15 protein-coding genes are annotated in these 22,230 nt (G+C 69.1%); 4 read left to right on the forward strand and 11 right to left on the reverse strand.

Annotated features, from left to right (window positions below):
• Positions 1-57: 57 nt before the first annotated feature.
• Both ABI385_RS01225 and topA read right to left on the reverse strand, forming a co-directional pair.
• Positions 58-378, reverse strand: a complete 321-nt coding sequence (locus ABI385_RS01225; RefSeq protein ID WP_348101908.1) for an Lsr2 family protein — start codon at positions 376-378, stop codon at positions 58-60.
• 116 nt (positions 379-494) lie between these two features.
• Complete coding sequence (topA, locus tag ABI385_RS01230; RefSeq protein ID WP_348101909.1) at positions 495-3,290, reverse strand: type I DNA topoisomerase; 2,796 nt, start codon at positions 3,288-3,290, stop codon at positions 495-497.
• A gap of 131 nt (positions 3,291-3,421) precedes the next feature.
• Here topA and ABI385_RS01235 point away from each other — a divergent pair, with 131 nt between their 5' ends.
• Positions 3,422-4,246, forward strand: a complete 825-nt coding sequence (locus ABI385_RS01235; protein WP_348101910.1) for a class III extradiol ring-cleavage dioxygenase — start codon at positions 3,422-3,424, stop codon at positions 4,244-4,246.
• Between the two features lie 141 nt (positions 4,247-4,387).
• Positions 4,388-5,764, forward strand: coding sequence for an MFS transporter (locus ABI385_RS01240; RefSeq protein ID WP_348101932.1), 1,377 nt, complete (start codon positions 4,388-4,390; stop codon positions 5,762-5,764).
• A gap of 127 nt (positions 5,765-5,891) precedes the next feature.
• On the opposite strand, the gene ABI385_RS01245 is transcribed toward ABI385_RS01240, so the two are convergent.
• The 6 genes from ABI385_RS01245 to ABI385_RS01270 all read right to left on the reverse strand — a co-directional run bounded on the left by ABI385_RS01245 (position 5,892) and on the right by ABI385_RS01270 (position 14,316).
• The gene (locus tag ABI385_RS01245) at positions 5,892-6,902 is read right to left on the reverse strand and encodes a lysylphosphatidylglycerol synthase domain-containing protein (RefSeq protein WP_348101911.1); all 1,011 of its coding nucleotides are present in this window, start codon (positions 6,900-6,902) and stop codon (positions 5,892-5,894) included.
• 62 nt (positions 6,903-6,964) lie between these two features.
• On the reverse strand, positions 6,965-9,031 hold the full coding sequence (locus ABI385_RS01250) for an alpha/beta-hydrolase family protein (RefSeq protein WP_348101912.1): 2,067 nt from the start codon (positions 9,029-9,031) through the stop codon (positions 6,965-6,967).
• Positions 9,032-9,088: 57 nt separating this feature from the next.
• Positions 9,089-11,140, reverse strand: coding sequence for an ABC transporter ATP-binding protein (locus ABI385_RS01255; protein WP_348101913.1), 2,052 nt, complete (start codon positions 11,138-11,140; stop codon positions 9,089-9,091).
• A complete protein-coding gene (locus tag ABI385_RS01260; RefSeq protein ID WP_348101914.1) occupies positions 11,137-12,870 on the reverse strand; it encodes an ABC transporter ATP-binding protein in 1,734 nt (577 codons plus the stop codon). The genes ABI385_RS01255 and ABI385_RS01260 overlap by 4 nt, the downstream gene beginning before the upstream one ends.
• Positions 12,870-13,514: a TetR/AcrR family transcriptional regulator gene (locus ABI385_RS01265; RefSeq protein WP_348101915.1), complete on the reverse strand. Its 645-nt coding sequence runs from the start codon at positions 13,512-13,514 to the stop codon at positions 12,870-12,872. The genes ABI385_RS01260 and ABI385_RS01265 overlap by 1 nt, the downstream gene beginning before the upstream one ends.
• 394 nt (positions 13,515-13,908) lie before the next feature.
• Positions 13,909-14,316: a hypothetical protein gene (locus tag ABI385_RS01270; RefSeq protein WP_348101916.1), complete on the reverse strand. Its 408-nt coding sequence runs from the start codon at positions 14,314-14,316 to the stop codon at positions 13,909-13,911.
• A gap of 220 nt (positions 14,317-14,536) precedes the next feature.
• Between ABI385_RS01270 and ABI385_RS01275 the strand changes: the two genes are divergently transcribed.
• Both ABI385_RS01275 and ABI385_RS01280 read left to right on the forward strand, forming a co-directional pair.
• Entirely contained in the window at positions 14,537-15,148 is a 612-nt protein-coding gene (locus ABI385_RS01275) for a hypothetical protein (protein WP_348101917.1), read from the forward strand.
• A gap of 110 nt (positions 15,149-15,258) precedes the next feature.
• Complete coding sequence (locus ABI385_RS01280) at positions 15,259-17,478, forward strand: MMPL family transporter (RefSeq protein WP_348101918.1); 2,220 nt, start codon at positions 15,259-15,261, stop codon at positions 17,476-17,478.
• 23 nt (positions 17,479-17,501) lie between these two features.
• Here the strand turns inward: ABI385_RS01280 and ABI385_RS01285 are convergent, their stop codons facing one another.
• The 3 genes from ABI385_RS01285 to ABI385_RS01295 form a co-directional block, all read right to left on the reverse strand.
• The gene (locus ABI385_RS01285; protein ID WP_348101919.1) at positions 17,502-19,025 is read right to left on the reverse strand and encodes a methyltransferase; all 1,524 of its coding nucleotides are present in this window, start codon (positions 19,023-19,025) and stop codon (positions 17,502-17,504) included.
• 97 nt (positions 19,026-19,122) lie between these two features.
• The gene (locus ABI385_RS01290; protein ID WP_348101920.1) at positions 19,123-21,570 is read right to left on the reverse strand and encodes a sodium-translocating pyrophosphatase; all 2,448 of its coding nucleotides are present in this window, start codon (positions 21,568-21,570) and stop codon (positions 19,123-19,125) included.
• Between the two features lie 196 nt (positions 21,571-21,766).
• Positions 21,767-22,102: an STAS domain-containing protein gene (locus tag ABI385_RS01295; protein WP_348101921.1), complete on the reverse strand. Its 336-nt coding sequence runs from the start codon at positions 22,100-22,102 to the stop codon at positions 21,767-21,769.
• Positions 22,103-22,230 lie beyond the last annotated feature (128 nt).

A 22,230-nucleotide genomic window follows, 5' to 3' on the forward strand; every position in this document is an offset into this window, starting at 1 on the left:
GGATGCCGCTGAGCCGGCTCCGTGCCGCTGCTCGGGAAGACGGTGCTGGCGTCGAGCTCAGTTGGCGGCGTCGAAGGCCTGCACCACCGCGACCGGGATGCGGCCGCGAGCCGGGATCACGGTGCCCTGGGCCGCGGCCCAGGCACGGATCTCTGCGTTGCGGGACGGCCCGGCGGACGGCAAGGTGGTGCGGGTGCGCTGTTGGCCGCCTGCCGTCTTGGCCCGTGCGGTGTACGGGGCCACGGCGGCCCTCAGAGCGGCGGCGTTCTTCTCCGAAAGGTCGATCTCGTAGAGAGTGTTGTCGAGAGCGAACCGCACCGTCTCGGCCGCTTCCGTCCCGTCGAGGTCATCGACCAGGGTGGTGACTGTCTTCCTCATGGCGTCGATCCTCTCAAACGCACGGCGCGAAAAGGGGGACGACGCGACGTCTGCGAGTACGTCGACGTGCGCGTGTCCAGGCGGCGCACCCGGTGTGCTCCGTCCACTCGCGCCGATCAGGCCTTCTTGGCGGCCGTCTTCGTGGCGCGCTTGGCCGCCGTCTTCTTGACGGTCTTCTTTGCCGTCTTCTTCACCACGCGCTTGCGGGTCGTCGGGCCCTTGGCGCGCTTCTCGGCGAGCAGCTCAAAGCCACGTTCCGGCGTGAGCGACTCGACGTCGTCGTCCTTGCGCAGGGTGGCGTTGGTCTCGCCATCGGTGACGTAGGCGCCGAACCTACCGTCCTTGACCACGACCGGCTTGCCGCTGGCCGGGTCGTCACCGAGCTCCTTGAGCGGCGGCGCCGCGGCCGCCCGGCCCCGCTGCTTGGGCTGGGCGTAGATCGCGAGCGCCTCCTCGAGGGTGACGTCGAACAGCTGCGCCTCGCTGGTCAGCGACCGCGAGTCGGTGCCCTTCTTCAGGTACGGCCCGTACCGGCCGTTCTGGGCGGTGATCGGGGCGCCCTCGGCGTCGGCGCCGACCACGCGCGGCAGGCTGAGCAGCTTGAGGGCGTCGGCCAGGTCGATGCTCGACAGCTCCATCCCCGTGAACAACGACGCGGTGCGCGGCTTGACCTTCACCGGCTTCTTCTTGCCCTTGGCCGCTGAGGCCCCGGCGGATGAGGCTCCGGCATCGTCTTCGGGTAGCACCTCGGTGACGTAGGGGCCGTAGCGCCCGGCCCTGGCCACGATGTCGCGACCGGTCTCGGGGTCCTGCCCGAGCACCTTGCCGTCGTCGGCGGCCGCTTCGAGCAGCTCGCGGGCCCTGGCCGGGGTCATCTCGTCGGGGGCGATGTCGTCGGTGATGGTGGCCCGTCGCGGAGTGGCCGGCACTGCCGCACCGTCGACCCCCTCGTCGACCTCGCCGGTCTCGAGGTTGATGCCGCTCGGTACCACCTCCTCGACGTAGGGACCGTAGCGGCCGACCCGCACGACCATCCCGTCACCGAGCGGGATCGTGCTGATCTCGCGGGCGTCGATGTCACCAAGATCCTGTACGAGGTCGCGCAGCCCTTCGGTCGAGGTCGCATCGTCGCCGAAGTAGAAGCGTTTCAGCCACTCGACGCGGCCCTCGTCGCCGTTGGCGATGCGGTCGAGGTCCTCTTCCATCGAGGCGGTGAACTCGTAGTCGACGAGGTTGCTGAAGTGTGTCTCGAGCAGCCGCGTGACGGCGAAGGCCAGCCACGTCGGCACGAGCGCCTGGCCCTTGGTGAAGACGTAGCCGCGGTCCTGGATGGTGCCGATGGTCGAGGCGTAGGTCGAGGGGCGGCCGATGCCGCGCTCCTCCATCGCCTTGACGAGGGTGGCCTCGGTGTAGCGAGCCGGCGGGCTCGTCTCGTGGCCGTCGGCCTCAGCGCGCAGCACCTCGAGCGCGACGCCCTCGCTGACCTTGGGCAGACGGCGCTCCTCCTGGGCGGCCTGGGCGCGGGCGGCCGCCTCGTCGTCGCGGCCCTCCTCGTAGGCGGCGAGGAAGCCGCGGAAGGTGATGATCGTGCCGCTGGCGCTGAACTCGACGCTCTGGGCGCCCTCGACGGCGGTGTCGACCGACAGCTTGACCGTGGCCGTCGAGCCGCGGGCGTCGGCCATCTGCGAGGCCACGGTGCGCTTCCAGATCAGCTCGTAGAGCGCGAAGTCCTCGCCCCGCAGCTCACCGGCCACCTGGGCCGGCGAGCGGAACCGGTCACCCGACGGGCGCACGGCCTCGTGCGCCTCCTGGGCGTTCTTGACCTTCTTCTCGTAGCGCCGGGGGCTGTCGGGAACGTACTCGGCGCCGTAGAGGTCGCGAGCCTGGCTGCGGGCGGCGGTGATAGCGGCATCCGACAGCGTGGTCGAGTCGGTGCGCATGTAGGTGATGTAGCCGCCCTCGTAGAGCCGCTGCGCCACTCGCATGGCGTTCTTGCTGCTGAGCCGCAGCTTGCGCGAGGCCTCCTGCTGGAGGGTCGAGGTGGTGAACGGCGCCGACGGACGACGGGTGTAGGGCTTCTCCTGCACGTCGGTCACCCGCGCGGTGAGCGGGGCACACGCCTCGGCGATGCGGTTCGCCAGCGCCTCGTCGAGGTGAACCACGTTCTTGGCGGTCAGCTCACCCGAGTCGGCGAAGTCGCGACCGGTGGCGACTCGCCGGCCGTCGACCTGAGAGAGGCGGGCCGTGAACCGCTGCGCAGCGTCGCTGGGCGTGAACTCGCCCTCGACGTCCCAGTAGCCCGCCCGAACGAACGCCATCCGCTCGCGCTCGCGCTCGACGACCATGCGGGTGGTGACCGACTGCACCCGGCCGGCCGACAGACCCTGGCGCACCTTGCGCCACAGCACCGGGCTCACCTCGTAGCCGTAGAGCCGGTCGAGGATGCGGCGGGTCTCCTGGGCGTCGACCATGGCCGTGTCGATCTCGCGGGTGTCGTTGATGGCCCGCTGGATCGCCTCTTTGGTGATCTCGTGGAAGACCATCCGCTTTACGGGCACCTTGGGCTTGAGGACCTGCAAGAGGTGCCACCCGATGGACTCGCCTTCGCGGTCCTCGTCCGTCGCGAGGTAGAGCTCGTCGGCGTCCTTGAGGGCGCGCTTCAGCTCGGCGACCTTCTTCCGCTTGTCCGCGTCGACGACGTAGTAGGCCTCGAACCCGTTGTCGACGTCGATCGCGAACTTGCCGAACGGGCCCTTCTTCATCTCCGGCGGCAGCTCTGACGGGTTCGGGAGGTCCCTGATGTGACCGACCGACGCCTCGACGTCGTACTCCGCGCCGAGGTATCCGGCGATCGACTTGACCTTCGTCGGCGACTCGACGATGACGAGCTTGCGACCCTTCCCTGCAGCCATGCGATGTCCCCCACTCCTGCCGGCCACACGTGCAGCGGATTCGTCGCTGCTCGGACGTGGGTCCGCGAAGGCACAAGATAGACCCTGATGCCGGTATTCCCGCACAGGGATCTCGTCGTTGCGTTAGTTGAATGTTGGACTATCTTCGCCGTAGGGTGACCCGTGTGACCACCCAGCCGGTCCTCTACGTCAGCCACGGAGCTCCCCCACTCGCAGACGACGCGACCTGGACGCGTGAGCTCGGCAGGTGGTCCGGCGACCTCGAGAAGCCGGCCGACATCCTCGTCGTCTCCGCACACTGGGAGGAAGCGCCGTTGGTCCTCTCCTCCACCACGGGCGCGCCGCTCACCTACGACTTCTGGGGCTTCCCGCAGCGCTACTACGAGGTCGCGTACGCCTCGCCGAGCGCCCCGCAGCTCGCCGACAACATCACGCGGCTGGTGTCGGCGCCGGGCACCCCGGTGCATCGCGACGAGGCTCGGGGACTCGACCACGGGGCATACGTCCCGCTCGTCGAGATGTTTCCGGATGCCGACGTTCCGGTGCTGCAGATGTCCATGCCGACGCTCGACCCCCAGGCACTGTTCCACCTCGGGCAGAAGCTGGCTCCACTGCGTGAGGAGGGGACGCTGATCGTCGGGTCCGGGTTCACGACCCACAACCTACGGGCGTTCAACCCGTCCCTGCCCGCTGACGCCCCTGCGCCGCAGTGGTCACGCGAGTTCGACGACTGGGCCAAGCAGGCCATGGCGCACGACGACGTCGACGCCCTCCTGGACTTCCTCGACAAGGCACCGGCTGCGTCGGTCGCGCACCCGCGCACCGAGCACTTCGCGCCCCTGTTCGTGTCACTGGGTGCGGCATACGGGCCAGACGGCAACGGCCGGCTCGACAGCCGCAGCGTCATCGACGGGTTCTGGTTCGGGCTGTCGAAGCGGTCCTGGCAGCTCGGCTGAAGAGACGCCGGGAATGCCGAGCCGCGTCTGCGTCTTGGCACCTCACGTGATGCTTTCGTGACCTCCGCTGCGGCCACCAGCTCAGGAACCGACACGGGGGTGGGCCTGCGCTCCGAGCGCGGCCCGATCCTGCTCGCGTTGATGGTATCGACCGGCCTGATCGCCATCGACGCGACCATCCTCGCGACGGCAGTGCCGTCGGTCGTCAAGGACCTCGGCGGCTTCTCGTCCTTCCCCTGGCTGTTCTCGGTCTACCTGCTGGCGCAGGCGGTGTCGGTGCCGATCTACGCCAAGCTCGCCGACACGGTGGGCCGCAAGCCGATGATCCTCTTCGGGATCGGCCTCTTCCTTGCCGGGTCGGTGCTGTGCGGGTTCGCCTGGAGCATGCCGGCCCTCATCGCGTTCCGAGCACTACAGGGGCTCGGAGCCGGGGCGGTGCAGCCGATGTCGATCACCATCGCCGGCGACATCTACACGGTGGCCGAACGCGCCAGGGCGCAGGGCTACCTCGCCAGCGTCTGGGGGATGTCCTCGGTCGTCGGACCGACGCTGGGTGGCCTGTTCTCGCAGCTCCACATCTGGCGTTGGATCTTCTTCGTCAACGTGCCGTTGTGTCTGCTCGCCGGGTTCCTGATCTTGCGCAACTTCCATGAGGTGGTCGAGAAGCGGCGGCACCGGATCGACTACGCAGGCTCCGTCCTGCTCACCTTCGGTATGACGCTGATCATCCTCGGGGTGCTCGAGGGCGGCCAGGCCTGGGCGTGGGACTCGACGGCAAGCCACTTGATCTTCGGCGTCGGAGCGGCGCTGCTGGTGGCCTTCGTGTTCGCCGAGCGTCGCGCCGCCGAACCGGTGCTTCCCCTGTGGGTCCTGCGCAGGCGGTTGCTGCTCACGACCAGCCTCATCTCGCTCGGTGTCGGCGCCGCCATCATCGGCCTGACCTCCTACGTCCCGACGTATCTCGAAGGCTCGATCGGCTCGCCGCCACTGGTGGCCGGGCTCGCGCTCGCGGCGCTGACCCTGGGATGGCCGCTGTCCGCGACCTTCTCCGGCCGGCTGTTCTACATGCGGTGGGGTTTCAAGCCGACCGTCCTGATCGGCATGGGCGTCGCCCTCCTCGGGGTGGGCACGCTGGCCACCTTTGCGCAGCACCCGAGTGTCGGCATGGTCGCCGGATGCTGTTTCGTCACGGGCCTCGGCATGGGTTTGGTCGCGTCACCGAGCCTCATCGCGGCGCAGGCCAGCGTCTCCTGGACCGAGCGGGGCGTCGTCACCGGGAACAACCTGTTCGCCCGCTCGATCGGAAGTGCTGTGGGTGTCGCCATCTTCGGGGCGGTCGCGAACGGGATCATCACCCGCGAGGGCGGTCCGACCAACCCGCACGCCATCACCTCGGGCTCGGCCGCCGTGTTCCTGTCAGTCCTTATCGCGGTCGGGCTCACCTTGATCGCCGCCCTCCTGATGCCCCGGGTCCGCGCCGACACCCCGGTCGACGCCGGCTCCCAGCCTGCGGCCTAGCTCCAGCAGGGCGGTCACTCCAGAGATCACGGTGCCCCCGGCCCGTCAGACGGGAGTTGGTCGCGGACACGCCGTCAAGTTCGGCGCACGGGCGACCAACTCCCGTTTGACGGCGAGGGGCCCCGACTCAGTCGGCAGGATGACCCACTGCCAGCCGGTTGGCAGACCGGGTCCACAGCATCAGGGCGACGACCCCGACGACGATCTGCGGGATGAACGACGACGCCCGCCAAACCAGGGCGGCTGCCGTCGCGATGCCGGGAGAGGTCCCGAGGCCCACGAGCAAGGCCACCATCGCCGCATCCACGGTTCCGAGGCCACCGGGAGTGACAGGAACCAGCAACCCCAGCTGGCTGATGGCGAAACCGGCGAAGACGACGAGGAACGGAGTCCCGGCAGAGTCCCAGCCCTCCAGACCTCGCAGCGTGACGTCAAGCACGGCGAACTGGGTGAGCGAGACTCCCACCTGCGCAGCCGTGATCGCCGCCCAGCGCCGGCTGACCAGCTCGGTGATACCGGTCCGGAACCCCAGGAGTGCCGGGGTGACCCAGGCCCCCCCCCGCGGCTTGCGCGGTAGTCGCCTGGCCAAGGAGTCCCCCCACGCGCCGACCCGTCTGGCCGCAGACTCGCTGCGCATGACGAGCGCGAACCCCACGACCAGCAGCCCGAGGGCGGCCAGCCCCAGGACCGCTCCCAAGACGTAGCTGCCCGCCGCCTGGCCGGAGACGACGAGCGCCAGGACCCCGAACACCGGGAGGCCGAGCGTGACGAAGAGGCTCCACACACCGATGGCGGCGATCGCGGAGGCGGCCCGCACGGCTGGGTAGCGCCACGACGCGAACATCGCGTACTGGACCCCCAACCCGAACGCCCCGCCGCCCGGCACCCCGTTGCCGATCGCGAACGCGGCCTGGTTGACCTGCTGGGCGTGTCGGTACCCCAACCCGGGCGCTGCCGCCACGAAGGGCAGGCCGTAGAAGGCCAGGTAGGCCATCACCGTCACGGCGATGGCGACGAGGGACTGCAGCGACATGCCCCTGAGCGCGCCGGCGGCTTCGGAGTACGAGCCGACCTGGGGCAGCACGCGAAAAGCGATGAGTGCCAGGACGGCGACCTCGATGACAGCGAGGATCGCCACGCGGCCCTTGTTCAGACCGGTTCCGCCAGCTGAACGCCCCGGCGTCTCGGCCGACCTGTCCATCAGGGCGCGGCCACCGTCGGCGGGCTGCTCACCTCGCCCCACGTCCGCAGCTGCCGCCCGACTGCCTCTCCGGCCCGAGCCAGCTGTTCGGCGACCATCCGCTTTTGGGCCCAGGTGCGTTCCCGGTCGCGCAGGGCGTGCTCGATGCGGGTCATCTCGTCGTCGTCGACGGGCAGCCGGTAGGTCTCAGAGACCATCCGGGGGATCGACGCGCGATAGTCGTGACCGCGTGCGACGAACACGCCGGGAACGAACTCGAGTGCGTTCACGACGTCGATGAGCGTGATCAGCATGGTCGTGTACGGCATCCAGAGCATGGCCTGGGGCACACCCGGTGGCCGTTGAGCGCGCAGCGGCAGCCACTCCGGGCGGGCGACGGCGATCCTCGGGGTGAACTTGACAATCGGGTCCTCGGGATTGCTGAGAAGCACATACTTCGGCTTCGTGGTCCGCCCGGCGGTGGCGGTGCTCCACTGGTCGAACCCCGAGACCTCGATGACCTGGCCGTCGGGGTCCGTCTGGCTCGGCTTGCTGCGCCACTCGCTGGCCCACCGGCTGGCCGCAGGCGTACCCAGGAAGAGAGCGCCGTCGATGCCGGCGCGCTGCAGCCCCCCGACCCCCTCATGAAGGAAACAGTTCTGCAGCGTCTGCGCGCCCAACGACTCACCGAACCCGACCAGCCGCGGTCGCTTGCCTTCCGGGAGACCGCGGATCCGCCAGACCAGGGCGTTGAGGAGCGCGAGGTTCTGCTCCCGGGCCATGGCCACCCGGTCGAGCGACAGAAATGACGGCCGCAGAGAGTACTGGATGCCAACGGTGGCGCAGTCACCCCTCGTGAGGTACTCCAGGGTCTCGACGGCGACGTAGTTGACATAGCCGGTGCCGGTGGGCGAGGTCAGGCAGATGACCGAACGCTGGAACGCGCCCAGCCGCTCGAGATCCTCCATCACCAGACCGACTCGGGCGCCGACGGTCGAGGCCGAGTCGAGACCCGCGAAGCACCGGATCGGGGTGGTCACCTGCTCGAGGGGGGTATGGGTGACGTCGGCGATCTCCTGCGGGTTCAGGGACATCGCGACGAACCGGACCCCCTCTCGCGAGAGCGTCTGCCAACCGATGGCGGAGTTCGGTCCGCCGCTGACGCTCGGCGAGTTGGGAGCCGTCGTGTATGCGGCGTCGATGGCCGAGCCGCCGGCCTCAGCCCGGTGATAGACGTACTCGATGCCGACGGCGAGGACGCCGACGAGGCCGGAGAGCATCACTGCGTGGGCGACCAGCGAGGCATAGGGGTCGCTACCCGGGATGACCCGTCTGACGCTGGTGGCGACCCGGCCGGAGACGTAGCCCTCGACGCCGGAAAGCAGCTGCAGTGAGGTCGCGACCCCGACCCCCAGGGCGAGGGAGACCGGGAGCGAGGTGACCGGCTCGCCGTGGTCGGGCTTGTCGTTGAGGTGGTCACGGGTGAGCGGGTCGACCGAGGCCTGCACACGCGCCGCGATGACCGGGTCGAACTTGCGGAACCGCCGGATCAACGCGGCCGAGATCGCCGCCCCCGCCAGGAACCCCGCTGCAGGTGCGGCAGTCCGCACCAGCGGATGGTCCTGCCCGTAACGCCGGTCGATGAGGTCGGCCCCGCCGACGAGCAGCGAGGCGGTCCCGACGCGGAACAACCGCACCCCGACGGTGCGCACCACAGCTCGCTCGATCCGCTCACCGTGCCGGGCCGGCAGCGCCGCGTATGCCGCCAGGCCGGCGACCGTCGTGCCCAAGGCCACGGCGCTCTTCACCTGACGCCGCCCGACCGGGTCGTTGCCGCGTCCGGCCCACGAGCAGATCAGGTTGGAGAGCACCTCGTGGCGAGCATGGGCGTTGATGACCAGCCCGTGCTGCAGGGCCGAGGCGATCCCGGTCGCGACGATCTGTTCACGACGGCCGCGCGGCATCAGGCCGGGGGTGAAAGAGGCCCCGGCCGCCGCAGTGGCCATCAAGGCGGCGGCCCGGCCGGCGGAGCTGTCGCCGAGCAGGACCTTGCTGATGGTGTGAGCCGGTCCGGCAAGACGGATCACCGCACCCTCGTTTCTCTGGTGTCGGACGCTGCCTTCCAGGATTCTGCCGTACCGACGTCAGCGGCGGGGTGCCATCCGTGCCCCGGCCAGCACCGGACGAGCAGAGGACTGAGCGCCCTGGTCGTCGAGGTCGTCGGCTGCACCGCTGAACTGAGCCGCATACAGCCTCGCGTAGGCGCCGTCGCGTTCGAGCAGCTCGGCGTGCGAGCCCTTCTCGACGATGTGCCCGTCCTCCATGACGAGGATGATGTCGGCGTCTCGGATCGTCGAGAGCCGGTGCGCGATGACGAAGCTGGTGCGGTCGCTGCGCAGCGCCGCCATCGCGTGCTGCACGAGCAGCTCGGTACGCGTATCCACCGAGCTCGTCGCCTCGTCGAGGATGAGCAGCTCCGGTGCCGCGAGGAAGGCTCGCGCGATCGTGAGCAGCTGCTTCTCGCCCGCAGAGATGTTGCCGGCCTCGGAGTCCAGGACGGTGTCGTAGCCGTCGGGCAGCGAGTGCACGAACCGGTCGACGTAGGTTGCCCGGGCCGCCTCGAGGATCTCCTCCTCGGTGGCGTCCGGACGGGCGTACGCGATGTTGTCGCGGATCGTCCCGGCGAACAGCCAGGTGTCCTGCAGCACCATGCCGATCCGCGCTCGCAGGTCGTGCCGGGTCATCTCGCGCACGTCGACGCCGTCGAGGGTGATGCGTCCGGAGCTCAGCTCGTAGAACCGCATGATGAGGTTGACGAGGGTGGTCTTGCCGGCGCCGGTGGGTCCGACGATGGCCACGGTCTGGCCGGGTTCGACGACGAGGTCGAGGTCCTCGATGAGCGGCTTGTCCGGCGTGTAGGAGAACGTCACGTCTTCGAACGCCACGCGTCCGCGGGACGGGCCGATGTCGCGGGGCGTGACCGGGTCCGGGTCCTGCTCCGGAGCGTCGAGCACCTCGAACACCCGCTCGGCCGAGGCGACCCCGGACTGCAGCAGGTTCGCCATCGACGCGACCTGCGTCAGGGGCTGGGTGAACTGGCGGGAGTACTGGATGAATGCCTGGACGTCGCCGAGCGTCATCGAACCGCTGGCCACTCGTAGGCCGCCGAGGACAGCGATGACCACATAGTTGAGGTTCCCGATGAACATCATCGCGGGCATGATGATGCCGCTGATGAACTGAGCCCCGAACGCCGCCTTGTAGAGCTCGCCGTTCTTGGCGTCGAAGTCGGCCTGCGACTCCTGCTGCCGGCCGAACACCTTGACCAGACCGTGCCCGGTGAAGGTCTCCTCGATGATGCCGTTGAGCTGCCCGGTGTTCTTCCACTGCTGGACGAACAGCTTCTGAGAGCGCTTGGCGATCGCGGCGGTGAGCGCCATCGAGATCGGGATCGTCACCAGCGCGATCAGGGCGAGGGTCCACGAGATGCTGAACATCAGGGCCACTACGGCGACCACCGTCAGCAACGAGGTCAACAGCTGGCTGAGGGTCTGCTGCAGGCTCTGCTGCACGTTGTCGACGTCGTTGGTCACGCGGCTGAGCAGCTCCCCGCGCGGCTGACCGTCGAAGTAGGGCAGCGGCAGGGCGTTGAGCTTGTCCTCGACGTCGGCACGCAGCTTGTTGGTGGTGCGGGTGACGACGCCGGCGAGAATCCAGCCCGACGCCCACTGCAGCAGGGCTCCCAGCGCGTAGAGCGCGAGGACGAACAGCAGGATCTGGCCCAACCGGGTGAAGTCGATCCCTTGCCCGGGAACCAGGTTCATCCCGGAGATGAGGTCGGCCTGCTTCGTGTCGCCCTGGGCGCGCAGTCCCGCGACGACCTGGTCCTGGGTAGCGCCCGCGGGCAGGCGCCTGCCGATGAACCCCTCGAAGATCAGGTTCGTCGCGGCGCCGAGGATCTTGGGGCCGATCGCCGTCAAGGCCACGCTGACGACCGCGAGCACGAGCACGATCCCGACCCGAGACCGCTCCGGCCGGAGCCTGCGCAGCAGCCGTTTCGCCGACGGCAGGAAGTCCTGCGACTTCTCACCCGGCATCGCCATGCCCATCGGACCGCGCTGCCGCTGGGCTCCCGCGGCCGGACCACGGCGCGCCTCGGCAGCCTTCTCCTCCTCGGACTTCACCCCTTCACTCATGCCGCCACCTCCGCACTGCGCTGGGACTCGACGATCTGTTGGTAGGTCTCGCACGACTGCAACAGCTCGGTATGCGTGCCCTGACCGACCACGAGCCCGTCGTCGAGGACGACGATGCGGTCCGCGTCGATGATCGTGGACACCCGCTGGGCAACGACGATGACCGTAGCCTCCCGGGTGACCGGCCGCAGTGCCTGCCTCAGACGGGCGTCGGTCGCCAGGTCGAGCGCGGAGAACGCGTCGTCGAACAGGTAGACCTCCGGGCGCCGGACGAGCGCCCGGGCGATGGCCAGCCGCTGACGTTGTCCGCCGGACACGTTGGTGCCGCCTTGGGCGATCGGGGACTCGAGCTGGTCAGGCATACGCTCCACGAAGTCCTTGGCCTGGGCGATGCGCAGCGCCTCCCAGAGCTCGTCGTCCGTGGCGTCCGGGTTGCCGTAGCGCAGGTTGCTCGCCACGGTGCCGGTGAACAGGTAGGGCCGCTGCGGGATCAGCCCGATCTTGGACCACAAGGTGTCGAGGTCGGCCTCTCGGACCTCGACCCCGCCGACGGTGAGCGAGCCACCCGAGATGTCGAAGAGTCGGGGGACCAGGTTGACCAGGGTCGTCTTGCCCGCACCCGTGCTCCCGATGACCGCCGTCGTCTCGCCCGGCTCGGCGCGGAAGGTCACGTCGCAGAGCACCGGCGACTCCGCACCGGGGTAGTGGAACTCGACGTGGTCGAAGACGACGGCCGCACCACGCGCGATCGACCTCACCGGGTTGGCCGGCTCGGCCACGGACGACTCGGTGTCGAGCACCTCGGCGATCCGCTCGGACGAGACCGACGCACGCGGGATCATCATCGACATGAAGGTGGCCATCATCACCGCGAAGAGGATCTGGATCAGGTAGGCCATGAAGGCGGTCAGCGCGCCGACCTGCAGGTCACCGCTGTCGACTCGGGCTGCCCCGAACCACAGCACACCCACGGTCGAGGCGTTGAGGATAATCATGACGATCGGAAAGATCAGCGCCTGGAGCCGGCCGACGCGCAACGCGGTGCCGGTGAGGGTGGCGTTCGCACCGTCGAACCGGTCCGTCTCGTAGTCCTCGCGCACAAACGCCCGGACAACGCGGATGCCGGTGATCTGCTCGCGCATGATCCGGTTCACGCTGTCGATCGAGGTCTGCATCACGCGGAACTGCGGGAGCATCTGACGGATTACGAGCCCGACGGCGATCGCGAGCACCGGGACCGCAACCGCGACGAGCCAGGACAGGCCGACGTCCTGGCGCAACGCCATGATGATGCCGCCGATCATGTTGATCGGGGCGGACACCATGATCGCGAGCCCCATGAACACGACCATCTGGACCTGCGTCACGTCATTAGTGTTGCGGGAGATCAGCGTCGGCGCCCCGAACCGCGACACCTCCTGCGCAGAGAAGTCCCCGACCTTGTGGAAGATCGCCGCGCGCAGGTCGCGGCCCATCCCCATGGACGACCGCGAGGCGAGGAACACCGCGAGGATCGTCGCGAAGATCTGGGCGACGCTCACGGCGAGCATCCATCCACCGGTGCGGACGATGTAACCCGTGTCGCCCTTGGCCACCCCGTTGTCGATGATGTCCGCGTTGAGGGTGGGCAGGTAGAGGGCCGCCAACGCCCCGATGAGCTGCAGGACGAGGATGAGCGCGATGGGTCCCTTGTAGGGGGCGAGGTAGGTGCGGACGAGTCGGACGAGCATCAGGATGCCTTCTTCGTTCGGGTGATGAGGACTCCGTCGAGAACGAGGTCGACGATGGCTTCAGGGGTGAGGGGGCGCCCCTCGCTGATGCCGGGATGGGTTCCGGAGAACGTCAGCAGGCGCAGGTATCTGAGCAGCTCCTCGGGAGCACAGGTGAACCGGTCGGCGTCGTGGTCGAGGAAGCCGACCAGGCGGCGGCGTTCAGGGTCCCACGTCGACCCGACACCGAGGTCCTGCTCCTCGAGGGGCACGTGACCCGTCTCGGGACTGCAGCCGCGGTGCTCCTCGAAACCGGCTGGTGGCGCTGAGAGCCCGAGCGCTGACATGACGTCGAAGATCTCGGTGAACCGGTCCTGCAGCACGGTGACGAACGCGACCAGCTTGGGCCGCAGCGGCTGGTCGTGGTCGATCGCGTGCAGCTGGATCGACACCGGCGCCGGGCAGAACGTCTCCCCGACGACGGCGTCCATGAGGCGTTCCTTGGTGTCGAACGCCCGGAAAATCGTGCCCTCGGCGATTCCTGCGGCCTCGGCGATCTCGCGCGTGGTCGGGATGGTTCCGCGCTCGCGGATCAGCCCGAGCGCCGACCGGACGATGGCGACTCGCCGCTCGGTGGGCGGCAGGGCGTTGGCGCGTGGGCTCACCGGGCGATAATAGGTGAGTGAGCACTCACTCACAAGTGAGCTCGACACTATCGCAACCGGCACCGCCTTACCGTGCCGCCTCACCCTGGGTAAGCGTCAAGCAGTTTTGTCATGACCCCGATGTCGTGGACCGTGCCCCGAATACGCCCCGGCCGCGCAGGACGGTCGACAGGTGCTGACTTCTCAAAGACTGCGCGCAGCCTGCTCGACTAACGCTCACCGCGCACCCTGCGCGCGTCTCAACCACCCTGCGCGCATTCTTCGCACCCTGCGCGCATACACGGCCTCCCGCGTGTTCGGCAGCAGCAGAGGCCGACCAAAGACACGCAGGTCGAGGAACCGCTGGCTCATCCCGCTTGGTCAGGCACGTCGGCGTCGGTCACTTCCGCGATGGTCAGGAGGATGTGCTTGTCGACGCCGAGGTCGGCGATGTGGTCGACGTGAGTGCGGGAGGCAGACTGGCCGTCGCCCGCTGACACGACCTGGCATTCGTCTGCAGGGTCTCCTGGGCGGCTTGGATCTGCCGGACCAGGTCGCTCAGCTTCGCGGCGTCGAGGTCGCGAACCGCGGTCACCGACTGGTTGACCAGGTCCACCACGGCCTTGGAGTCGTCGGCGACCTGCAGGCACTGGGCCGGGACGCTGAGGGTCGCAGCGGTGCCCGGAGACGACGTGCCGTTGCTCGGGGTCACGGTTTCGGTCACAGTAGGGATGGCCGTGCTGATGCCTGAACCCGAGCGGCTCGAGCTCGTGCTCACCCAGATGATCACCCCGCCGAGGATGACGCCTACGAGAAGAGCCACGGCCGGGATCAGCCAGGCGGCGGGGCGCGGTGTGGTCGTCGAAGGTGGTGTCGAAGGTGGCGGTGTCGGCTGGCTGCTGGACATGAGGGCCCTTCCCTGCGGGGATGTCCTTCGACCGTAGCGGGGCCAGCACATCGGTATCGACCTCAGAGGTCACAGGGGGCCTAGTCGACGTACGTTTGTCACCCATGAGGGCCGTCGGTTGACGAAGGGATGACGGATGCGGGTCAAAGCGTGGGATGCGGATGCGACGACGATGCGGGCCTGGGACGGCGTCACGGCGTTCTGGGTGATGCTCTGGCTGGTCATCGGGGCCTGGACGGGCTACCAGATCTGGCAGCTGACCGGGTTGAGCACGAGCACCGTGCAGGCGGGCAAGGCCCTCGGCACCGCTGGAAAGGCGCTGCAGGACCTGAGCGGCATACCTCTCATCGGGTCACGTACCGGTGAGCTCGGCAACGAGGTCGCCACCACCGGAACCGGCATTGTCGCCGGCGGTCAACGAGCAGAGTCGAGCATCCGTGCGCTGGCCGTCCTTGTCGGCCTGGCCGTCGGGCTGTCTCCCGCCGGCCCGGTGCTGCTGCTCTACCTGCCGCGCAGGCTGGCGCGCGGCCGGGAGATCCGAGGGGTGTCGCGAGTCCTGCAGGAGCACGGCGCCAGCCCGGTCGTCCTGGCCCACCTGGCCAACCGCGCGGTCTCCAGCCTCACCATGGCCGAGCTGATGAAGGTCACCCCCGACCCGGCCGCCGACCTCGCCGCCGGACGCCATGAGTCGCTGGCTGCCGCCGAGCTCTCCCACCTCGGCCTCGCGCTCCCGCCGGCACGAGCGTGACGAACCGCTTCCTCGAGCGCGTCAATGACTTGCGCGTCTGGCGTGCAACACACCAGGCATCACTGAGCTGGTCGGAGAGGTATGCGCTCTGGACCGCCCGGTGGCGGTGGGTGATCGTCGGCGCCTGGGCTCTCGGGCTCGCGGCTCTGCTCGTGGCGCCTCCCATCGCCAGCGGGGGCAACGAGCTCGCCAGCCTCATCCCGGCCGACAGCCCCGCCATCCAGGCCGAGCTGCACTCGGTGCAGAAGTTCGGCTTCCCGCTGTCCAGCCGCACGGCGATCATCCAACGCAACCCCGACGGGATGTCGGTCTACACACAGGCCGAGTCGGTACTGGACGCCCTTTCGCTCGACCAACGCACCGACCTCGAGTGGCCTTTGCTGGGTGCCATTCCCATCACTAACGCAACGCGTCTGGGCGCGACCACCGGGGAGACCAACACGGCCGTCCTGACGTACCTGTTCATGAACCCGACGAGCAGCTTCTCGGACCAGAGCAAGGCCGCCCAACGGTACATCGACAAATACCTCGACCATCCTGACGACCATGTCGTCGGCATCACCGGGTCGGTCCCTGCCCGCGCGGCCCAGGCGGAGCTCGTCAGCGAGAGCCTGCCGCGACTAGAGCAGCTGACGGTGCTGGCGATCCTGCTGCTCGTCGGTCTGACCTTCCGCTCGGTAGTCGCCCCGCTCGTCGCTCTCGGTGCCGCCGGCATCGCGTTCGTCGCCACCACGCGCATCTCCAGCGTGCTCGGCGGAGCCCTCGGTCTCGCGACTCCGGCCGAGCTCGAGCCGTTGCTTGTCGCCCTGCTGCTCGGCGTCGTCACGGACTACACAATCTTCTATGTGACGGCCCTTCAGGTCAGGCTGCACGACAACCCCGACCCGCAGACGGCCGTCCGCGGGGCGGTCGCCGCATACACCCCGATCGTCGTAGCGGCGGGCCTCACGGTCGCCGCCGGCACCGCGGCGCTGCTGGCCGCGACGTCACCGTTCTACCGTGGCTTCGGCCCGGCCATGGCTCTGGCTGTGATGGCCGGACTCGCCGTGTCGGTGACCCTGGTGCCCGCCCTGATGGCGATCCTCGGCCGGAGGATGCTCTGGCCCGGCTTCGCTCTGTCTGGGCGTGGGTGGGCCGGCAGCCGGGTCGTCGCAGCGTTGCGATCCCGCATCGCCGCGTTGCACCTCATGGAGCACCTGACCCGGCGCAAGGTGGCCGCGGCGGTGGCCGCTGCCTGTCTGGCTCTGCTGGCCGTGGTGTCGATCCCGATCGCCCGCATGGACCTCGGAGTCGGCTTCACCAGCTCGCTCCCGGAGGACAACCCCGTCGCGAGGTCAGCAGCGGCCGCCTCCGCGGCGTTCGCCCCGGGCATCACCTCCACGACCACGGTGCTGTTCGAAGGGCCGCATGTCACGGACCACCTGGCCGAGCTGTCCGACCTGCAGAAGAAGGTGGAGAAGGAGCCCGGGGTCGCCGGGGTTGTCGGACCCGCCCAGAACTTCACCCAGCGGGCCTACAACGTGGTGCTGTCCAAGGACGGCAGCGCGGCGCGGATGCTCGTCGTCCTCGACCACGACCCCCTCGATGCCGTCGCGATCGACGACTTCGACCGGTTGAGCTCGCGCCTGCCCCAGCTGGCCGCCGACAGCGGCCTCGGTTGGACCCAGATCGGGATCGGCGGCGACACCGCTCTGGCGGTCGGCTTGGTCAGCTCCACCGGGACCGACCTGGTCAGGATCGCAATCGCCGGCATCGTGGTCAACCTGCTCCTGCTCGTGATCTTCCTGCGGGCCCTCGTCGCCCCGCTGTATCTGCTGATGTCGAGCATCCTCGCTCTCACGGCGTCGCTCGGGCTCACAGTGTGGGTCTTCATGGACCTGAAGGGCGAGGAGGGTCTGACGTTCTACGTACCCTTTGCCGTGGCAGTCCTCCTGGTCTCACTGGGGTCGGACTACAACATCTTCGGGGTCGGCAACGTGTGGGAGCACGCCCGGGTCCTGCCTCTGCGGGAGGCGATCACCACGGCGATGCCCGAGTCGGCTCGGGCGATCACCGCGGCGGGGCTGACCTTGGCGGTGAGCTTCGGAATGCTTGCGACCATCCCGCTGTCGCCGTTCCGCGAGCTGGCTTTCGCGATGACGGTGGGAATCCTCATCGACGCCTTCATCGTCCGAACGCTGTTGATGCCCAGCCTGCTGGTGCTCGTCGGACCGATGAGCGGCTGGCCGGGACCCAACCTGCGGATGGCGCGGCAACACAGCCACGACGCGGACGCGCTGGATGTCCCGGCCACGGCTGATGACGGTAGCAAGACGCTGGCCGCCGGCTGACCCGTGCCACCGCCTGCCTTCCGTCAGGCGCTGACGAGCAGCCCGTCGGCGACCAGCCCGCGCAGCAACGCGGCCGCCTGACGCACCGTGGTGTCGGTGTCGGTGCCGAGCAGGCCCGCGATGGCGGTGAGCGCCGCACGTGCGGGGAGCGTGCCGTCGCAGACGCTGACGAGCGCGGCGCCGACGGTGTCAAGTCGGACGACCCGTCCGAGCCCACGGCCCTGTCGCAGCAGGATCACCCGGGGGTCGGCGTCACCGGGCCTCGTGTGGCGTTCCTCGGTGACGTCGTCAGCGCACCGCCAGGCGACGTCCAGAACGGTGGCGTCGTCGGCCTCGGCGAGCCAGGTCCGGGCCCGTATGCCGGCGCTCACCGTCGCGCCCATCGCGCCACCGGAGGCGGTCGCGACCGGCCCGGTCGCCTCGGTCAGGTCCACCCACGGCGGCCGGGACGGCCGGGACATAGACGGCCGTTGCAGGGCGACCACCCCGAAGCCGATCCGCTCGACGTCGCGGGCCGCGAAGTCGGCCAGCCACGCGGCGTACAGGTGCTCGAACCCTGCGACACCGGAACGGGACCCGCCGTCACGGGCCCAGAGCTCGGCGTACTCGGCCGGGTCTTGCTCGTCGCGTTGCACCACCCATGCATCGAGCCCGGTGCCGGCGAGCCAGTCTGTCCACCGGTCCCGCCAGGTGCCGCCCGAACGCACCTCCCAGTTGCCGATGAACAGGGCGATGCCGCCGGTTTCGAGGTGGTCGCCCACGGAGCGGACCAGGCGCTCGACGACCTGGTCGCCGACGAGCCCGGCGTCGCGATACGCGTAGGCGGGCACGCCGGGAGCGCGTGGTGTGATGACGAAGGGCGGGTTGCTCACCACGAGGTCGAACCGCTCGCTGGTCACGGGGTCGAACAGGTCACCGTGACGCAGGTCCAGCTCGATGCCGGCCAGCCCGGCGTTGAACCGGGCGAACGTCAAGGCCCGGTGTGACACGTCGGTCGCCGTCACCCGGGCGCTGTGGCTGGCGAGGTGCAGGGCCTGCACACCGCATCCGGTGCCCAGATCCAGCGCGCGCCCGACCCGGTCGCGAGGGGTCCAGCTCGCGACCGTGGTCGATGCGGGCCCGATCCCGAGGACGTGGTCCTCGGGCAGCGGGCCGCCGAGGGCGACTTCGGACAGGTCGGAGGCGACCCACCAGTCGCGCTCCTCGTCACCGTAGGGGCGCAGCTCGCAGCCCGCGCGCACCTCGTCGCCATCGGTGTCGACTAGACCCAACGCCTGTGCGCCGTCGGTCGTGAGCGACGCCAGCGCTCCGTCCAGGTCCCGCCGAGACACCACTCGGCCGAGGGCGAAGCACTGCACCAGCACCGCGACGGGGTCGGGCGACCCTTGCGTCGCGAGGTCTGCGGGCAGCGGCTGTTCCCGGTGCAGCGCGGCGGCGGCCACCGGTCCGATCGCGGCATTGACACCGTCGACGGTGTAGCCCGACGCGGCGAGGTCGTCGCGCAGCCGACCGAGCCGGGCAGGGTCGGTCACCGGGGCTCGGGCCATGCGCCCCACCGTATGTGGATGGGCGGCCGGGAGACGCACAGAGGAGCCCCACCCGTGACGGGTGAGGCCCCTCTGGCGCGTTCGCTGGTCCGGGCGGTCAGACCCGGGACTGCTCCTCGTTGGGCACCGCGTCGCCCTCGCCGGGCAGGTCCGCGTCGGCGCCCTGCTCGATAGGCGTCGCCTCCGACGAGAAGTCGTCGTCGTCGAGCGGACCCTCGTCGTCGTCCGCGCCGTCATCGCCCACGGCGGCCAGGTCGCGCGACTTCGAGACGGCGACGGCGGCGACGATGATGATGAGCGCGACGGCGGCGATCCCGTAGCGCATGAATGGGCTGGTGCCGGTCGTGAAGGTCAGGGTGACGATGGCCGGAGCGATCAGCACCGACACGAGGTTCATCACCTTGAGCAGCGGGTTGATCGCGGGACCGGCGGTGTCCTTGAACGGGTCGCCGACCGTATCGCCGATCACCGTAGCCGCGTGGGCGTCGGAGCCCTTGCCGCCGTAGTGACCGTCCTCGACGATCTTCTTGGCGTTGTCCCAGGACCCACCGGCGTTGGCCAGAAAGACCGCCATCAGACAGCCGGACGTGATCGCGCCGGCGAGGAAGCCCGCGAGCGCCCCGATGCCGAGACCGAAGCCGATGACCACCGGGGTCAGCGCGGCGAGCAGGCCGGGCGTTGCGAGCTCGCGCAGCGAGTCCTTGGTGCAGATGTCGACAACGCGGGCGTAGTCGGGCTTCTCGGTGTAGTCCATGATCCCGGGGTGCTCGCGGAACTGGCGGCGCACCTCGAAGACGATGGCGCCGGCCGCCCGGGTCACGGCGTTGATCGCCAGACCGGAGAAGAGGAACACCACGGCGGCGCCGAGCAGGGCGCCCACGAGGACGTTCGGGGTGACGATCTCCGTCGTCAGCGTCGCGATGCTGGAGACGGACGGCTTCTCGGTGATGCCACCGCTGTCCTGCAGGTCACGCGCTGCGGTGTTCCACGCGTCGGTGAACGAACCGAACAGCGCGGTCGCGGCGAGCACCGCCGTCGCGATGGCGATGCCTTTGGTGATCGCCTTGGTGGTGTTGCCGACCGCGTCGAGGTCGGTGAGGATCTGCGCTCCTTCCTCGTCGACGTCGCCGGACATCTCCGCGATGCCCTGGGCGTTGTCCGAGACCGGGCCGAAGGTGTCCATCGCGACGATGACGCCGACGGTGGTCAGCAGCCCGGTGCCGGCCACGGCGATGAAGAAGAGGGAGAGCGCGATCGAGCCGCCGCCGAGCAGGAACGCGCCGTAGATGGCAGCGCCGATGATGATGGCGGTGTAGACGGCCGACTCGAGGCCCACGCCGATCCCGGAGAGCACAACGGTGGCGGCGCCGGTCCGCGAGGTGCGGGCGACGTCCATCGTCGGGCGCTTGTCGGTGCCGGTGAAGTGACCGGTCAGCCAGAGGATGACGGCGGCCAGGACGATGCCGATGATGACGGCAATGGAAGCCCGGATGCGCAGCCCCTCGATCGCCGGTGAGGTCACCTGCTGCGTCGCTGCGTCGACCACAGCGGGGACGTTGGGGTCGAGGTAGAGGAAGATCGCCACGATGCTGAGCACGCCGGAGATCGCCGCAGAGATGTAGAAACCCTGGTTGATCGCCGAGAGGGCGTTCTGACCGGGCTTCACCCGGGTGATGAACACGCCGATGATCGCCGTGATCGCGCCGATGGCGGGGATGAGCAACGGGAAGACCAGACCCTGGGTGCCGAGGGCGACCGAACCGAGGATGAGTGCGGCGACCAGCATGACCGCGTACGACTCGAACAGGTCGGCGGCCATACCGGCGCAGTCACCCACGTTGTCGCCGACGTTGTCGGCGATCGTGGCCGCGTTGCGCGGGTCGTCCTCGGGAATGCCCGCCTCGACCTTGCCGACCAGGTCGGCGCCGACGTCGGCGGCCTTGGTGAAGATGCCGCCGCCGACCCGCATGAACATCGCGAGGAGCGCGGCTCCGAACCCGAAGCCCTCGAGCACCTTGGGGGCGTCACCCTTCCAGCCGATGACGACGAGAGAGGCGCCGAGCAGGCCAAGGCCAACCGTCAACATGCCGACCGTGCCACCGGTGCGGAACGCGATCCGCATACCGCCGTCCCGATCTCCCTCGCGTGCGGCGGAGGCGACCCGCACGTTGGCCTTGACGGCCAGTGACATGCCGAAGTAGCCGATCGCCGCGGAGAAGAGCGCCCCGACGACGAACATGCCGGAGCGGCCGATCTTGATGCTCATGGTGTCGGCGGGCAGCAGGAAGAGCAGGCCGCAGACGATGACGACGAAGATGCTCAGCGTTGAGAACTGGCGTTTGAGGAAGGCCTGCGCACCCTCCTCGACCGCCGCACCGATGGTCTGCATGTTCTCGGTACCGGCGTCGTGCGCCAGCACCTGACTGCGGAAGTAGACCCCCATGATGAGGGCGATGACCGCGATGGCCAGGACGGCATAGACGAGATACAGGTTGTTACCTGCCAGGTCCAGGGCTGTCGACGCTGCCGGGGCAAGGGTTGGCATACTGCACTTCCTCCTTGAGGCGCTCACTCACCCTAGAGTGGGCGGACCCGTCGCTGCCCCAGCAGAAGTGGGCACAGCGTGGACGCTCGGGTGATTCGCAGGGGACCCTACCTGTAGGTAGGTGATCGTACTAATCAAACCATCCCGCAGCAGCCCTCGGCTCCGGGATCCGGCTAACCCTCGGTGAAGCTCCCGGCTACGCGGACAGGGCCTCGTCCACAGAGGGGAAGATCTCGAACACCTTGTCGAGCCCCGTGATGACGAATACTTTGAGCACCCGATCGTGGGCGCAGACCAGCCGCATCGTGCCGTCGTGGACGCGGATCTGCTTGAGCCGGCCGACTAGTACACCGAGCCCGGTGGAGTCCATGAAGCCGACCCCGCTCAGGTCGACCACCAGGTCGTGTCGCCCGGCCTCGATCTCCGCGTCCAGCCGCTCGCGCAGCTGCGGTGCGGTGTACACGTCGACCTCGCCTTCGACCCGCACGACCGTGAGCCCGTCGTTGACCGAGGTCGTGATGTCCAGATCCACCGTTCGTCCGCTCTGTTCGCACCACTGTGCTCGTCAACTACTCGGCCGCGCCGAGCCGACCCTTGCGCGCGCCATCCTGCCCGTGGGAGCACCGTGACGCTACTCCGGTGTCACCCGTCGGTCCTGTC

The sequence above is a fragment of the Lapillicoccus sp. genome (genome assembly GCF_039935575.1).
Classification (GTDB): domain Bacteria; phylum Actinomycetota; class Actinomycetes; order Actinomycetales; family Dermatophilaceae; genus Lapillicoccus.